General features: G+C 38.1%; 8 protein-coding genes, 2 tRNA genes and 3 rRNA genes. 4 read left to right on the forward strand and 9 right to left on the reverse strand.

Annotation, left to right across the window (positions count from 1 at the left end; all coding sequences use genetic code 11):
- Positions 1 to 59: 59 nt before the first annotated feature.
- Positions 60 to 842: a diaminopimelate epimerase gene (gene dapF, locus HYN86_RS00065; protein ID WP_113676243.1), complete on the reverse strand. Its 783-nt coding sequence runs from the start codon at positions 840 to 842 to the stop codon at positions 60 to 62.
- Between the two features lie 159 nt (positions 843 to 1,001).
- Here dapF and HYN86_RS00070 point away from each other — a divergent pair, with 159 nt between their 5' ends.
- The gene (locus HYN86_RS00070) at positions 1,002 to 2,402 is read left to right on the forward strand and encodes a trypsin-like peptidase domain-containing protein (protein ID WP_113676244.1); all 1,401 of its coding nucleotides are present in this window, start codon (positions 1,002 to 1,004) and stop codon (positions 2,400 to 2,402) included.
- A 208-nt stretch (positions 2,403 to 2,610) separates the two neighbouring features.
- The gene (locus HYN86_RS00075) at positions 2,611 to 4,059 is read left to right on the forward strand and encodes a glyceraldehyde-3-phosphate dehydrogenase (protein ID WP_113676245.1); all 1,449 of its coding nucleotides are present in this window, start codon (positions 2,611 to 2,613) and stop codon (positions 4,057 to 4,059) included.
- A 58-nt stretch (positions 4,060 to 4,117) separates the two neighbouring features.
- Here the strand turns inward: HYN86_RS00075 and HYN86_RS00080 are convergent, their stop codons facing one another.
- Positions 4,118 to 4,576: an Lrp/AsnC family transcriptional regulator gene (locus HYN86_RS00080; protein WP_053474073.1), complete on the reverse strand. Its 459-nt coding sequence runs from the start codon at positions 4,574 to 4,576 to the stop codon at positions 4,118 to 4,120.
- 200 nt (positions 4,577 to 4,776) lie between these two features.
- On the opposite strand from HYN86_RS00080, the gene ald reads away from it, so the two are divergent.
- Entirely contained in the window at positions 4,777 to 5,895 is a 1,119-nt protein-coding gene (gene ald / locus HYN86_RS00085; RefSeq protein ID WP_057116967.1) for an alanine dehydrogenase, read from the forward strand.
- 131 nt (positions 5,896 to 6,026) lie between these two features.
- Here ald and pafA read toward each other — a convergent pair whose 3' ends face one another.
- From pafA to HYN86_RS00115, 7 genes are all read right to left on the reverse strand, one after another.
- Positions 6,027 to 7,646: an alkaline phosphatase PafA gene (gene pafA, locus HYN86_RS00090; RefSeq protein ID WP_113676246.1), complete on the reverse strand. Its 1,620-nt coding sequence runs from the start codon at positions 7,644 to 7,646 to the stop codon at positions 6,027 to 6,029.
- 181 nt (positions 7,647 to 7,827) lie between these two features.
- Positions 7,828 to 7,937: ribosomal RNA gene (rrf, locus tag HYN86_RS00095) — 5S ribosomal RNA — on the reverse strand.
- A gap of 174 nt (positions 7,938 to 8,111) precedes the next feature.
- Positions 8,112 to 10,995: ribosomal RNA gene (locus HYN86_RS00100) — 23S ribosomal RNA — on the reverse strand.
- 158 nt (positions 10,996 to 11,153) lie between these two features.
- Positions 11,154 to 11,227, reverse strand: a tRNA-Ala gene (locus tag HYN86_RS00105).
- Positions 11,228 to 11,244: 17 nt separating this feature from the next.
- Positions 11,245 to 11,367: a hypothetical protein gene (locus tag HYN86_RS21200; RefSeq protein ID WP_262512120.1), complete on the reverse strand. Its 123-nt coding sequence runs from the start codon at positions 11,365 to 11,367 to the stop codon at positions 11,245 to 11,247.
- Between the two features lie 25 nt (positions 11,368 to 11,392).
- Positions 11,393 to 11,466, reverse strand: a tRNA-Ile gene (locus HYN86_RS00110).
- A 124-nt stretch (positions 11,467 to 11,590) separates the two neighbouring features.
- Positions 11,591 to 13,104, reverse strand: a 16S ribosomal RNA gene (locus HYN86_RS00115).
- The 16S, 23S and 5S rRNA genes sit together here with 2 tRNA genes alongside, the layout of an rRNA operon.
- A gap of 1,152 nt (positions 13,105 to 14,256) precedes the next feature.
- On the opposite strand from HYN86_RS00115, the gene thrS reads away from it, so the two are divergent.
- The gene (gene thrS, locus HYN86_RS00120; protein ID WP_113676247.1) at positions 14,257 to 16,203 is read left to right on the forward strand and encodes a threonine--tRNA ligase; all 1,947 of its coding nucleotides are present in this window, start codon (positions 14,257 to 14,259) and stop codon (positions 16,201 to 16,203) included.
- The last annotated feature ends 1 nt before the right edge of the window (position 16,204 follow it).

Consider the following 16,204-nt stretch of genomic DNA (forward strand, 5'->3'; position numbering starts at 1 on the left):
TAGATTGCAGTTTTTAGAATGTCAATTGAATTTGGAACTTAAAATATTGGAATTTAACATTAAATCTCGATTATTCCTTTAAAAACAAATTTTGCAGGTCCGGTTAAGAAAACATTAGTATAACCGTCATTTTTTTTATCAAAAGAAACGACAAGTTTTCCTCCTTCAACATTTAAGTTTATTGAGGTTTTATCTGTTTCTCCCATTGCATTCATAGCAATTGCTACGGCCGTTGCACCAGTTCCGCAGGCAAGAGTTTCATCTTCAACACCTCTTTCGTATGTTCTTAAAGAAAAAGTATCATTATCAACCTTCTTTACAAAATTAATATTGCTGCCTTTTTCGCCGTATAATTCTCCATAACGAATTGCTGCTCCATTTTCTTTTACATTATAATGTTCTAAATCATCAACAATTTGAACATGATGTGGCGAACCAGTGTTTAAGAACGTATAAGAATCTTTTTTCTGAATTTCATCAACATCAATCATTTGTAAAGAAACAATTGAATCATCATTTACAGAAGCATGATGTAATCCGTCGGTTGCAATAAAAGTAGTTTTGTCATCAATTACTCCCAACTGATTGGCAAAAGCAACCAAACAACGTCCGCCATTGCCGCACATTGAACTTTGGTTTCCATCAGAGTTATAATACACCATTCTAAAATCAGTTTCAGCATCATTTTCAAGCAGAATTAATCCGTCTGCTCCAATTCCGAAACGTCTATCACACAAGCGTTCAATAAGTTTAACATCTTCTTTTGGAAAGAAATTTGAACGATTATCAATCATTACAAAATCGTTCCCGGTTCCTTGATATTTGTAAAATTCTATTTGCATTTTTTAGTCATTAGAAATACAAAAGTACGAACTATTAATTAATGAAATGTTAATCATTGTTAAAGAGCGTTAAACCGTTTTTACAAATAATTTTTTGAAGTAATTTTACGTTAAATAACATGAACATAAAATTCTAATAACTTAATTACAAATTCTAATATGAAAAGATTTTCAGCCTTATTTTTAGTATCATTATTAAGTGGTGCTATTACTCTTGGTGCTTACAAGTTATTATTTGAAAGCAACAATTCTTTTTTTGGAAAAGGAAATTCTGTTGTTACTCTTGCCCCCAATTCATTTAGCAAAAATGTTGGTTTAGCAGCTGAAACAGTAGATTTTACCGAAGCAGCAGACAAAACTATCCATACCGTTGTTCACGTAAAAAATGTTTCGAGAAGAACTGTAAGTAACCCGATGCTTGAATTTTTCTATGGCTATGGAGGACAGCAGCAGCAAGAACAAGTTGGTACTGGTTCTGGTGTAATTATTTCCGAAGATGGATACATCGTTACTAACAATCACGTTATTAAAGATGCTACGGAAATTGAAATTACTTTAAACAATAAAAAATCATACAAAGCCAAGTTAATCGGTACCGATTCAAAAATGGATATAGCACTTTTGAAAATCAATGCTGATCAAAAACTTCCTTATACCGCTTTTGCAAATTCAGACAGCGTAAAAGTTGGTGAATGGGTATTGGCAGTTGGAAATCCGTATAACTTAACTTCTACTGTAACTGCTGGAATTGTTTCGGCGAAAGCCAGAAATTTAGATCAAAGTGGCATTCAATCATTTATCCAGACAGACGCGGCAGTTAATCCAGGAAATAGTGGTGGAGCGTTAGTTAATGCGAGAGGCGAATTAATTGGAATTAATACCATGATTTCCTCAATGACTGGTTCTTATGTTGGATACTCTTTTGCTGTTCCTTCTAATATTGCTCGAAAAATCATCGAGGATATTATGGAATATGGAAATGTGCAAAGAGGAATTTTAGGAGTTGAAGGCGGTGAACTAAACAGTACAGCTTCTAAAGAGTTAGGCATTACAGAAACTCAAGGATTCTACATTAATAGAGTAACTAAAAACTCTGGCGCAGAAAAAGCAGGTTTGGGTAAAGGTGATATTATTATAAAACTCGATGAGCAAAATATTTCTACATACGCAGATTTATCAGGTTACATTAATACCAAACGTCCAAATGATGTTGTAAAAGTGACGTATGTTAAGGACGGAAAAACGAAAACTGTTCCAGTAACTTTAAGTAAAAACGAATTTTACAGTGCTGAATTTAAAGGAATCGAATTAGAAAATATAGATGCTGCAGACAAGAAAAAATTCAGAATTGATTATGGTGTTAAGATCAAAAACATCACAAATGAGAATTTAATGCAGTATCAGAACGAATTACAAGGCAATATCATTTTAAGCATTGATAATGTTAAAGCAACAAATGTTGAAACCGTTTCAAAACTTTTAAGTAAAAAAGATGAAGGCCAAAGTGTTAGAATTGAAATGATAAACAGAAACGGAGAAATATTCAGAATTATAATTTAAGCCGCAGTATTCAGTCCCAGTTTACAGTTTTACAACTGAATGCTAGGAATGCGACTGAAAACTTTAAAAAGGCCATCTTAAGAAATTTAAGATGGCTTTTTTATTTTTAAAATAAATGATAAAATAGTTTACGAAATCGATTGAAATAGATACTTTTGCGCCAAATTATAAAATAAGTGAGCGTTTTATTATTTCAATTTAATCTATTATGAACAACAAATCTTTGTACCAAAAAGAGGTATCATTACAAGTCGACCGAAGAAGAGCTGGTGTCGAATTAATTAAAATCATAAGTGATTTATGGTATGACAAATCGATAGAAATGGTTTTATTTAAAAACCAATTGCTAGACAAAAATGTCAGCGATATCATCAACCTTCATCAATATGCCGGTGAATTTGTTGGAAAACCAATCACTATATTTGATTCTGTAGAAATTGCAAGAGTGGTTTTATCTTTAGATCTGCCACCGGCAAAAATAGATCTAGGAAAACTAACTTACGAATATCGTTTAGAGGATGAAAAATATCCAGATGCAAGATATTTTGTGATGGATAAATTGAAGAAAGCCAAATCGTCAAAAGAAATTCAGCCAAAAGATGTTGTTTTATATGGCTTCGGAAGAATCGGACGCTTATTGGCAAGAGAATTAATGTCTAAAACCGGGAAAGGAAACCAACTGCGTCTGCGAGCAATTGTAACTCGTGATAAAAATGATGCCACAAGTTTAGAGAAACGTGCTTCTTTACTCCGTTATGATTCTATCCATGGTGATTTTCACGGATCTGTAATTGCCGATCCAAAAAGTAATTCTCTAATTATCAACGGAACTACAGTTCATATCATAACGGCAAATTCTCCTGAAGAAATTGATTATACTCAATATGAAATTAATGATGCTTTACTAATTGACAATACTGGAGCCTTTACTACTGAAGAAGCTTTAAAAAGACATTTAAAATCAAATGGAGTTGAAAAAGTTTTACTAACGGCACCAGGAAAAGGAGTTCCAAACATTGTTTACGGAGTAAATCAAAATGAATACAATCCTGATGAAGTTGATATTTTTTCTGCTGCATCATGTACGACTAACGCCATTACTCCAGTTTTGAAAGTTATTGAAGAGACTTTGGGGGTTAATAAAGGCCATTTAGAAACGATTCATGCTTATACAAATGATCAGAATCTGGTTGATAATATGCACAAAAAATACCGTCGCGGAAGAGCTGCTGCGTTAAATATGGTTATTACTGAAACTGGTGCTGGTATTGCTGTTGCAAAAGCTTTGCCGTCCTTGGAAGGAAAATTAACTTCAAACGCTATTAGGGTTCCCGTTCCAAACGGATCTTTAGTTGTTTTGAATCTTGAAGTTAAAAAAGCGACATCAATAGCTGGTATTAATAAAATTATGAAGAAATATGCTCTTGAGGGAGAATTGGTAGAACAAATTAAATATTCTTTAAATAATGAATTAGTCTCATCTGACATTGTTGGAACTTCTGCCCCTTCCATTTATGACAGCAATGCAACCATTGTATCAAAGGATGGAAAAAATATTGTGTTATACATTTGGTATGATAACGAATATGGATACAGCCATCAAGTAATTCGTTTAGCAAAATATATTGCCAAAGTAAGACGTTATACGTATTATTAATTCAACCAACTAACTATTTGTTAAAGCCATCAAGATTTCTTGGTGGTTTTTTCATTAATCAAATTGGCAAAACTGTTGTGCTTTTTACTTCAGAAATTACAAAAACAGTATTAATCAAAGAAACTTCAGGCAAAACAGATAATTTCTTTTGATGGAAATGATGATAACTTTCCATATCTGGAATAATGATTTTAAGCATATAGTCGAAATTTCCAGAAACATAATTACACTCTACAACTTCGGGTAAATTTAAAATCGATTGATTAAACCCTTCAGAAGTATCATAAGTTTGTTTCGTAAGTGTAACCTGGCAGTAAACTGTTAAATTATTTCCCAACTTTTTCTTGTCCAAAATAGTAACATATTTTTCTATAATACCATCTTTTTCAAGACGTTTCACTCGATCATGGACAGGAGTTAGCGACAAGTTTATTTTGTTCGCAATGTCTTTTAAAGTGTAATGTGCATCTTCTTGAAGAAGTCGTAAGATTTTTTTGTCAATTTCATCTAAAGCCATAGCGAAAACGTTTTATTAGATTAATAGTTTTTAGTCATTTTTTCTTTTTAAAGAATAAAAATCAACATCAAACAGAATATTTTTCTGTAAAAGTAAAAAATAAAATAATATTTTCTTATTTAACAATCATTAAACCATAATTTCTTCTCTCGCTATAAATTTGTAAAACAATTTCAGTAAAAACAAAAAAATATAACAAAATGATAATAGGTGTTCCAAAAGAAATAAAAAACAACGAAAACAGAGTTGCTTTAACTCCTGCAGGTGTTTCAGAAATGAAAAAACATGGACATACAGTTTATGTTCAAGCAACTGCTGGTTTAGGAAGTGGTTTTAGCGATGATGAATATGCTCAAGCGGGTGCTGTAGTTTTACCAACTATTGAAGAAGTTTATGCAATTGCAGAAATGATCATTAAAGTTAAGGAACCAATCGCTTCTGAATATCCTTTAATTAAAAAAGATCAATTGCTTTTTACCTACTTTCACTTTGCTTCATCAGAAGAACTAACTCATGCTATGCTTGAGAAAGGAGCTGTTTGTTTAGCTTACGAAACTGTAGAAAAAACAGATCGCAGCTTACCTCTTTTAGTTCCAATGTCAGAAGTTGCAGGTCGTATGGCAATTCAACAAGGAGCAAAATATCTTGAGAAACCACTAAAAGGAAGAGGAATTCTTTTAGGAGGAGTACCAGGTGTACCGCCAGCAAAAGTTTTAGTTTTAGGTGGAGGAATTGTTGGAACTCAAGCGGCAAAAATGGCTGCTGGTTTAGGAGCTCAAGTTACTATCATGGATCTAAGTTTGCCACGTTTGCGTCAATTAGATGACATTATGCCTGCAAACGTAAATACAGAAATGTCTAACCACTATAATATCACAAGAGCAATTAAAGATGCTGACTTAGTTGTTGGAGCTGTTTTAATTCCAGGAGCAAAAGCACCTCACTTAATTACTCGTGATATGCTAAAATTAATGCGTCCAGGAGCAGTTGTTGTTGACGTAGCAGTTGATCAAGGTGGATGTATTGAAACTTGTACTCCTACAACACACGAAAACCCAACTTTTATTATAGACGATATTGTTCACTATTGTGTAGCTAATATGCCAGGTGCTGTACCATACACATCTACTTTAGCTTTAACTAATGCCACTTTACCATATGCTGTACAATTGGCAAACAAAGGATGGGAGAAGGCTTGTAACGAAAATGAAGAATTGAAAAAAGGATTAAATGTAGCAAATGGAAAAATCCTATACAAAGGAGTTGCTGAAGCTTGGAATCTTCCTTTTAACGAAGAAATAGTATTAGCAAACGCATAGTGCTAATACTTAAATAAGTGCTTACTAAGTCACTATTATAAAGGCTTTTCTTAATTGAAAAGCCTTTTTTTCTGCCATAAAAAAACCTGTCTCCATAAAAGACAGGTTTTCTATTTCTTATAAAGTTTTGGTTATTTCTTTTCATCTAAAACTTCTTGTAACACTTTTGCTTCAGTCCCGTTAGGAAAAGTAACTTTAATTTTTTGAGCAATTGTTGGAGCTATTTCAGTAATCGCTTTTTTATCATAAGACTCTCCTTTTTTGATATGCCATCCATAAAAAATAGCTGGTACATGAGTATCATAACTATAAATTGTTCCATGAGATGTACCTGTAGTACTATATTCGATATCTCCAGGTTTATCCACAATTACCAAATCGCCATTTTGAGTTACATCATATCCTTTAGCTACAAAATTAAGTGAGTAATCGTTTCCGCCATTTGCTAGAATTTCTTCTTCTGTATAAACCTCTTTAACTTGTGGTTGAGAAATCAAGAAATCTTTAAAAGCTTTTTTAACTTTCGATAATTCTAGACCTTTATCTTTAATTATCTTCTTATTCAAGAAAACATTAAAATTTGAATAATTTAAAACTAAATCTACCCCAAAAGTTTTTACTGAGAAATCCTGCATGCTTTTCTTAACCTCTTTTGATGGATAATTATCAACATTATATTTACGATCTTTTAAGTAAATTACATTCTCTGCTCCTGCGTGATCCGCAGTTAGGAACAACAAATAATTACCTTTACCAACAGTTTTATCCAAGTACGCTAAGAAATCAGCAATAGTTTGATCTAGTCTCAAGTAAGTATCCTGAAGTTCCATAGATCTTGGTCCAAGTAAATGACCTACGTAGTCAGTTGACGAAAAACTCACCGTTAGGAAGTCGGTAATATTATCTTTTCCTAATTCTTCTTTTTCAATTGCTCTTTTAGCAAAATCTGACAAAAGATCGTTTCCATAAGGAGTAGCACGAATAATTCCAGCATCATTTTTCTCATACATAGATTTTAAGTCGTATGGAAAAACTGGAGCAGCACTTCCGTACAACTTTCCTTCATATGGATTATTATCTGGGAGGCTTTCATTGTATACTGAAGCTGGTTTATATAAGTCCCAGCCTTTATCAATATATTTTAAGTAGTTTTTTTCATTGTTGAATTCAGACACCCATTCTGGTAATTTTTCTCCATAAAAACTGCTAGAAATAAATGAACCCGTTTTGCTGTACCAAAATGCCCAATTCGCAAAATGACCAGCTGGTAAAATTGCGCCACGATCTTTTAGACTCATTCCAATAACTTTTCCAGCAAAATTAGTTGCCATTCGAACTTCATCTGTTATTGTAGTACTTTGAAGATTTTTAGGCGACATTGCACCTTCTTCAGCAGTTCCTTCTCCTACAGTTTTCACACCTGCGTCATCTGTACAGTACATTTCTTTTCCAAGAGTTCTACTGAACCATTCGTTACCTACAATTCCGTGTGTAGCAGGAGTTGTACCAGTGTAAATAGAAGCATGTCCCGGTGCAGTATAGGTTGGCATATAATTATAATGCATATTCTGAAAAACATATCCATTATTCATTAACTTTTTAAAGCCATTCGGGGAAAAATCATCTGAAAAACGGTATAAATATTCCATTTTCATTTGATCAACTACTATACCTACAACTAACTTAGGACGTTGTTGTGCACTTAGATTTGTAATTATAAAAAGTGCCAACAGTAAAATACTTTTTCTCATGTTTAAATAATAATTTGAGCACAAAAATACTCATTCAAATTTAAAACTTCTAAAGTATCAATGTAGAAGAACAAACAATTGACTATAATTTAACAGTTTAATCTTTAATGTAACTTTTACAAAATCAAACAAATACAAAACGAAAAAATCCTCATCAAATAAATGATGAGGATTCTTTAAAGAAAGGCGACGACATACTCTCCCACAATACTGCAGTACCATCTGCGCAGGCGGGCTTAACTACTCTGTTCGGGATGGGAAGAGGTGAGCCCCGCCGCAATAACCACCTTAAGGTTTTTAGTAATTAGTGCTTAGTGCATAGTAATTAGTCCTTAGACTCTTTACCAGTTACTTTCACTAATTACTGCTCTGCGTCGAGCAAATATTTTAACATACTGAGATAAAGAAAAGTAAATATATTTTAGAAAGTTTCCTCCTCCCGTCTTTCGGCGGGAGGAAAAGGGTGTACATAAGCTTACGGATTATTAGTACTACTCGACTATGACATTACTGCCTTTACATCTATAGCCTATCAACGTGGTCATCTTCCACGATCCTTAAAAGAAATCTCATCTTGTGGTGGGTTTCGCGCTTATATGCTTTCAGCGCTTATCCCTTCCAAACGTAGCTACTCTGCGGTGCCCCTGGCGGGACAACAGATACACTAGAGGTTTGTCCAATTCGGTCCTCTCGTACTAGAATCAGATCCACTCAAATTTCTAACGCCCGCAGTAGATAGAGACCGAACTGTCTCACGACGTTCTGAACCCAGCTCGCGTGCCACTTTAATGGGCGAACAGCCCAACCCTTGGGACCTTCTCCAGCCCCAGGATGTGACGAGCCGACATCGAGGTGCCAAACCCCCCCGTCGATATGAGCTCTTGGGGGAGATCAGCCTGTTATCCCCGGCGTACCTTTTATCCTTTGAGCGATGGCCCTTCCATGCGGAACCACCGGATCACTATGCTCTACTTTCGTACCTGATCGACCTGTATGTCTCTCAGTCAAGCTCCCTTATGCCATTGCACTCTACGCACGGTTACCAAGCGTACTGAGGGAACCTTTAGAAGCCTCCGTTACTCTTTTGGAGGCGACCACCCCAGTCAAACTACCCACCAAGCAATGTCCCCCGCAAAACGGGGTTAGGCCTCAGATAAACAAAGGGTTGTATTTCAACAATGACTCCACAACGCCTGGCGACGCCGCTTCATAGTCTCCAACCTATCCTACACATCATTTATCCAAGGTCAATACTAAGCTATAGTAAAGGTGCACAGGGTCTTTTCGTCCCACTGCGGGTAAACGGCATCTTCACCGTTACTACAATTTCACCGAGCTCATGGCTGAGACAGTGTCCAGATCGTTACACCATTCGTGCAGGTCGGAACTTACCCGACAAGGAATTTCGCTACCTTAGGACCGTTATAGTTACGGCCGCCGTTTACTGGGGCTTCAATTCAATGCTTCTCCGAAGATAACATCTCCTCTTAACCTTCCAGCACCGGGCAGGTGTCAGGCCCTATACTTCATCTTACGATTTTGCAGAGCCCTGTGTTTTTGATAAACAGTCGCCTGGACCTCTTCACTGCGGCCCCGATTGCTCGGGGCGACCTTTCTCCCGAAGTTACAGGTCTATTTTGCCTAATTCCTTAGCCATGAATCTCTCGAGCACCTTAGGATTCTCTCCTCAACTACCTGTGTCGGTTTACGGTACTGGTTCTTACTGCCTGAAGTTTAGAGGTTTTTCTTGGAAGCCCTTAGGCGCACTATCTCTTTGTCCGAAGACTCCGAGTACTATCGTATTTCACCAAGCTCTACGGATTTGCCTATAGAGCCTATAGCTAGGTACTTTAACGAACTATTCCGTCAGTTCGCGGCGCTTTCATCACTCCGTCACCCCATCACAGCAATAAGAAGTACGGGAATATTAACCCGTTAGCCATCGACTGTCCCTTTCGGGTTCGCCTTAGGACCAGACTAACCCACAGCTGATTAGCATAGCTGTGGAAACCTTAGTTTTTCGGTGTGCGGGTTTCTCGCCCGCATTATCGTTACTTATGCCTACATTTTCTTTTCTGACCGGTCCAGCATACCTTACGATACACCTTCTGCCCTGTCAGAATGCTCCCCTACCACTTACAGTAAACTGTAAATCCATAGCTTCGGTAATATGCTTATGCCCGATTATTATCCATGCTCGTCCGCTCGACTAGTGAGCTGTTACGCACTCTTTAAATGAATGGCTGCTTCCAAGCCAACATCCTAGCTGTCTGGGCAGACAAACCTCGTTCTTTCAACTTAGCATATATTTGGGGACCTTAGCTGATGGTCTGGGTTCTTTCCCTCTCGGACTTGGACCTTAGCACCCAAGCCCTCACTGTTAGTGAACATTATACAGCATTCGGAGTTTGTCAGGAATTGGTAGGCGGTGAAGCCCCCGCATCCAATCAGTAGCTCTACCTCTGTATAACTTTATAACTAACGCTGCACCTAAATGCATTTCGGGGAGTACGAGCTATTTCCGAGTTTGATTGGCCTTTCACCCCTACCCACAGGTCATCCGAAGACTTTTCAACGTCAACCGGTTCGGTCCTCCACTGTGTGTTACCACAGCTTCAACCTGCCCATGGGTAGATCACACGGTTTCGCGTCTAACACTACTGACTAAAGCGCCCTATTCAGACTCGCTTTCGCTGCGGATCCATGTCTTAAACACTTATCCTTGCCAGCAACGTTAACTCGTAGGCTCATTATGCAAAAGGCACGCCGTCACCCCACGAAAGGGCTCCGACCGCTTGTAAGCGTATGGTTTCAGGATCTATTTCACTCCGTTATTCACGGTTCTTTTCACCTTTCCCTCACGGTACTGGTTCACTATCGGTCTCTCAGGAGTATTTAGCCTTAGCGGATGGTCCCGCCAAATTCAGACAGGGTTTCACGTGCCCCGCCCTACTCAGGATACCACTATCTATTATACTTGTTACCCATACGGGGCTCTCACCCTCTATGGCGTTACTTTCCAGCAACTTCCGGTTCCTTGTACATAAAATATCGTGGTCCTACAACCCCAGCACTGCCGTAACAGCACTGGTTTGGGCTAATCCGCGTTCGCTCGCCACTACTTACGGAATCACTTTTGTTTTCTTCTCCTCCGCCTACTTAGATGTTTCAGTTCAGCGGGTTTGCCCACCTATCGGTGTGTTATGCCTTCAGCATAACGGGTTGCCCCATTCAGGTATCTGCGGATCAATCGGTGTGTGCCCGTCCCCGCAGCTTTTCGCAGCTTATCACGCCTTTCATCGCCTCTGAGAGCCTAGGCATCCCCCATACGCCCTTATTTTGCTTATTGTACCAATCTTGTTTCTTAAAACAAGACCGTTTTTTTTGTTCTTTGTTATTGCTAACAAAAAACGCTTTCTACTTTCTTATTATTTTCTTATCTCAATATGTCAATGAACTTTGTTTCGCTTTAAGCCATAGGCTGTAAGCTGTAAGCTTTCGCTTTTGTGGAGAATAACGGAGTCGAACCGTTGACCTCCTGCGTGCAAGGCAGGCGCTCTAGCCAGCTGAGCTAATCCCCCATTTTAAATCTTAGATTTTAGAATTCAGATTTTAGATTTCTTAATTCTTCTCTAATTTCCTTTGGTGAATCCCAGCTTCCAGAATTTCCTTTAATCAAGCTTACAGTCTTTTTTTTCTGCTTTTGTAATTTACAATTCATAATTTACAAGCATCATTTTAAAAAGTAGTCCCGGGCAGACTCGAACTGCCGACCCCTACATTATCAGTGTAGTACTCTAACCAGCTGAGCTACGAGACTCTGTTTTACTTAATTTTCATTTCTTTTAAATTAACAGCAAGAGTAATACAATCTCCAATTCAGATTCCTTTAAATAAAAACCTTTTTTCCTAAGCGTGTGCAGGCACTAACACTCAGGCTCTAGAAAGGAGGTGTTCCAGCCGCACCTTCCGGTACGGCTACCTTGTTACGACTTAGCCCTAGTTACCAGTTTTACCCTAGGCAGCTCCTTGCGGTCACCGACTTCAGGCACCCCCAGCTTCCATGGCTTGACGGGCGGTGTGTACAAGGCCCGGGAACGTATTCACCGGATCATGGCTGATATCCGATTACTAGCGATTCCAGCTTCACGGAGTCGAGTTGCAGACTCCGATCCGAACTGTGACCGGCTTTGTAGATTCGCTCCTGGTCACCCAGTGGCTGCTCTCTGTACCGGCCATTGTAGCACGTGTGTAGCCCAAGGCGTAAGGGCCGTGATGATTTGACGTCATCCCCACCTTCCTCACAGTTTGCACTGGCAGTCTTGTTAGAGTTCCCGACTTGACTCGCTGGCAACTAACAACAGGGGTTGCGCTCGTTATAGGACTTAACCTGACACCTCACGGCACGAGCTGACGACAACCATGCAGCACCTTGTAAATTGTCTTGCGAAAGTTCTGTTTCCAAAACGGTCAATCTACATTTAAGCCTTGGTAAGGTTCCTCGCGTATCATCGAATTAAACCACATGCTCCACCGCTTGTGCGGGCCCCCGTCAATTCCTTTGAGTTTCATTCTTGCGAACGTACTCCCCAGGTGGGATACTTATCACTTTCGCTTAGCCACTGAGATTGCTCCCAACAGCTAGTATCCATCGTTTACGGCGTGGACTACCAGGGTATCTAATCCTGTTCGCTACCCACGCTTTCGTCCATCAGCGTCAATCCATTAGTAGTAACCTGCCTTCGCAATTGGTATTCCATGTAATCTCTAAGCATTTCACCGCTACACTACATATTCTAGTTACTTCCTAATAATTCAAGTTCAGCAGTATCAATGGCCGTTCCACCGTTGAGCGATGGGCTTTCACCACTGACTTACTAAACCGCCTACGGACCCTTTAAACCCAATGATTCCGGATAACGCTTGGATCCTCCGTATTACCGCGGCTGCTGGCACGGAGTTAGCCGATCCTTATTCTTACGATACCGTCAAGCTCCTATACATAGGAGTGTTTCTTCTCGTACAAAAGCAGTTTACAATCCATAGGACCGTCATCCTGCACGCGGCATGGCTGGATCAGGCTTGCGCCCATTGTCCAATATTCCTCACTGCTGCCTCCCGTAGGAGTCTGGTCCGTGTCTCAGTACCAGTGTGGGGGATCTCCCTCTCAGGACCCCTACCCATCGTTGCCTTGGTAAGCCGTTACCTTACCAACAAGCTAATGGGACGCATGCTCATCTTTCACCGTTGTGACTTTAATAATTAAACCATGCGGTTTGATTATACTATGAGGTATTAATCCAAATTTCTCTGGGCTATCCCTCTGTGAAAGGCAGATTGCATACGCGTTACGCACCCGTGCGCCGGTCTCTATCTCCGAAGAAATATACCCCTCGACTTGCATGTGTTAAGCCTGCCGCTAGCGTTCATCCTGAGCCAGGATCAAACTCTTCATCGTATATTGTAATATTATATATCGGTGAATATCTATCGGTTCTTTTCGAATCTTGCAATTCTATTACTCTTATTCTTTTGTCCTAACATCTCTGTTAAAACGGCTGTCAATTCAATATGTCTACGAACGTGTCTTCTTTTCTCTTTTCGCTTGTTTCTCAAAGCGGGTGCAAAACTAAAAATTATTTTTGTTTCCTGCAAGAAAAAATTAAAAAAATTTGAAACTTTTTTTTCGTCTCTTTTTCTTCATTTTCTCTCTCAGTATCTCAAGGAACATTCCGTGTTTTGCGGGGTGCAAATGTAATATCCGTTTTCCATTCTCACAAGCTTTTTCTAATCTTTTTTGAAAATTTCTTTTCAGCTTTAATCAGCTTTTCTTGCCAGTCTTTCAGGGAACGTGTATCGCTTCTGCGGGTGCAAAAGTAACACCTTTATTTACATTTACAAGACTTTCTTTTATATTTTTTCCATCTTTTTAACTACTTTTTTCTTAACAGACTGATAACATCACGTTTGCATCTAAAACTTTTTTAAATCATTGTCAGTTTTTTCTTCTTTCTTTGGTCATTTCCTCCGTTTAAGCCCGATTTCTCATCCCATTTTTGCAGGGTTTTTAGTTTTCGACACCCTTTTTTAATACTTTTTATTTAAATATTCTCTTTAAAACAGATATCATAGCCCCGATAGTGCCGTGGATTAGAGAGGAAATCCTTTTGTGCCGGTGTTTGGCAAAAAAGAATGAAGCAGATAGCGGATTAGCTCCTCATTAAAATTAAATTTACAATTTTTCAAAACCAAAATTCCACTTCTCCTGGATTGTGGAACATTGCATGCGGCTTCGACTTCGCTCAGCCCGAAATGACTTTACATTTTTTTCTTACTAAGTCAGATTAACAAATCAGATTTTAAATAATACCTGTGTTACGAATAAGACGCACTGCTGTGCGTCTCTACAGAAAATTGGATTTTAATTCATTTTATACATATATATATGTATCGAAAAAGAAATCCGACAGGTCTTGGCAACCTGTCGTGTTGGGATCTGTCCCTGTATAATAGCAACTTTGAGCACTTAGATAATAAAATAATCTTCTACATATATATATTGTATGTATTTTAGTAATCATGTATATTTGCATTCACAAAATTATAAACAATGATCAAGATTACTTTACCCGATGGGTCAATTAGAGAGTTCGCTTCAGGCGTAACTCCAATGGAGGTCGCTAAAAACATTAGCGAAGGTTTTGCAAGAAATGTTATTTCTGCATCTTTTAATGGTACAACTATTGAAACCGAAACTCCATTAACGACCGACGGTAATCTTATATTATATACTTGGAATGATGCTGAAGGTAAAAAAGCTTTCTGGCATTCAACTTCGCACGTAATGGCTCAGGCTCTTGAGGAATTGTACCCTGGAATTAAATTAACTCTTGGACCTGCAATTGCTAATGGGTTTTATTATGACGTGGATTTTGGTGATCAGAAAATTTCTGAGGCTGACTTTAAAAAGATCGAGGATCGTGTTCTTGAAATTTCAAGAGGGAAACATGAATTCAAAATGCGCCCTGTGAGCAAAGCAGATGCATTAGAAATGTACAAAGACAACGTTTACAAGACTGAATTAATCTCTAATCTTGAAGACGGAACTATTACATTTTGCGACCATTCTACTTTTACAGATTTATGCCGTGGAGGCCATATTCCGAATACTGGAATCATCAAGGCTATGAAAGTGATGAGCGTTGCTGGTGCTTACTGGAGAGGAGACGAAAAGAATAAACAGCTGACTCGTGTTTACGGAACTTCTTTTCCTAAACAAAAAGATTTAACTGAATACCTTGAACTTCTTGAAGAAGCTAAGCGTCGTGATCACCGTAAATTAGGAAAGGAACTTGAATTGTTTGCTTTCTCACAAAAAGTTGGTCAAGGTCTGCCTTTATGGCTGCCAAAGGGAGCCGCATTGAGAGATCGATTGGAGCAGTTTTTAAAAAGAGCACAAAAGAAAGCAGGTTACGAGCAAGTTGTAACTCCACATATTGGCCAGAAAGAACTATATGTAACTTCTGGACATTATGCAAAATATGGGGCAGACAGCTTTCAGCCAATCCATACTCCTGCAGAAGGTGAAGAATTTTTATTAAAACCAATGAATTGTCCTCACCACTGTGAAATTTACAATGTAAGACCTTGGTCATATAAAGATTTACCAAAACGTTATGCTGAATTTGGTACTGTATATAGATATGAGCAATCAGGAGAATTACATGGTTTAACCCGTGTAAGAGGATTTACTCAGGATGATGCGCATATTTTCTGTACTCCAGAACAATTGGATGAAGAGTTCAAAAAAGTAATTGACCTTGTATTATATGTATTTGGTTCATTAGGTTTTGAAAACTTTACTGCTCAAATTTCGTTAAGAGACCAAGAAGACAAAGAAAAATACATCGGAACAGATGAGAACTGGGAGAAAGCTGAAAACGCTATTATTAATGCAGCAAGAGACAAAGGCCTAAACACTGTTGTAGAATATGGCGAAGCTGCATTTTATGGCCCGAAACTTGATTTCATGGTTAAGGATGCACTAGGAAGACAATGGCAATTAGGAACAATTCAGGTAGATTACAATTTACCAGAACGTTTTGAGTTAACATACAAAGGTGCTGATAATGAATTACATCGACCAGTTATGATTCACAGAGCTCCTTTTGGATCGATGGAACGTTTTATAGCAATTCTTCTAGAACATACAGCAGGAAATTTCCCACTTTGGCTAATGCCAGAACAGGCTATAATCTTGTCTTTGAGTGAGAAATACGAAAATTATGCTAAAAAAGTTTTAGATTTGCTAGAAAATCACGAAATTCGCGCCCTAATTGATAACCGAAACGAAACTATCGGTAAGAAAATTAGAGATGCAGAGATGCAGAAAATTCCATTTATGCTTATCGTGGGTGAGGAAGAAGAGAAAAACGGTACTATTTCTATTCGTCGTCACGGACAAGAAGGAAAAGGTAATATTACAGTTTCAATCGAGGAATTTGCTTCGATTGTAGACGAAGAAATAAAAAAGACATTAAAAGTATTTACAGTTTAAC

This window comes from Flavobacterium fluviale (assembly GCF_003312915.1).
Taxonomy (GTDB): domain Bacteria; phylum Bacteroidota; class Bacteroidia; order Flavobacteriales; family Flavobacteriaceae; genus Flavobacterium; species Flavobacterium fluviale.

Coding starts and splice junctions, on each gene's coding strand:
- dapF (WP_113676243.1), bottom strand. CDS start 842: ATGCAAATAGAATTTTACAAATATCAAGGAACCGGGAACGATTTTGTA.
- HYN86_RS00070 (WP_113676244.1), top strand. CDS start 1,002: ATGAAAAGATTTTCAGCCTTATTTTTAGTATCATTATTAAGTGGTGCT.
- HYN86_RS00075 (WP_113676245.1), top strand. CDS start 2,611: ATGAACAACAAATCTTTGTACCAAAAAGAGGTATCATTACAAGTCGAC.
- HYN86_RS00080 (WP_053474073.1), bottom strand. CDS start 4,576: ATGGCTTTAGATGAAATTGACAAAAAAATCTTACGACTTCTTCAAGAA.
- ald (WP_057116967.1), top strand. CDS start 4,777: ATGATAATAGGTGTTCCAAAAGAAATAAAAAACAACGAAAACAGAGTT.
- pafA (WP_113676246.1), bottom strand. CDS start 7,646: ATGAGAAAAAGTATTTTACTGTTGGCACTTTTTATAATTACAAATCTA.
- HYN86_RS21200 (WP_262512120.1), bottom strand. CDS start 11,367: ATGAATTGTAAATTACAAAAGCAGAAAAAAAAGACTGTAAGCTTGATT.
- thrS (WP_113676247.1), top strand. CDS start 14,257: ATGATCAAGATTACTTTACCCGATGGGTCAATTAGAGAGTTCGCTTCA.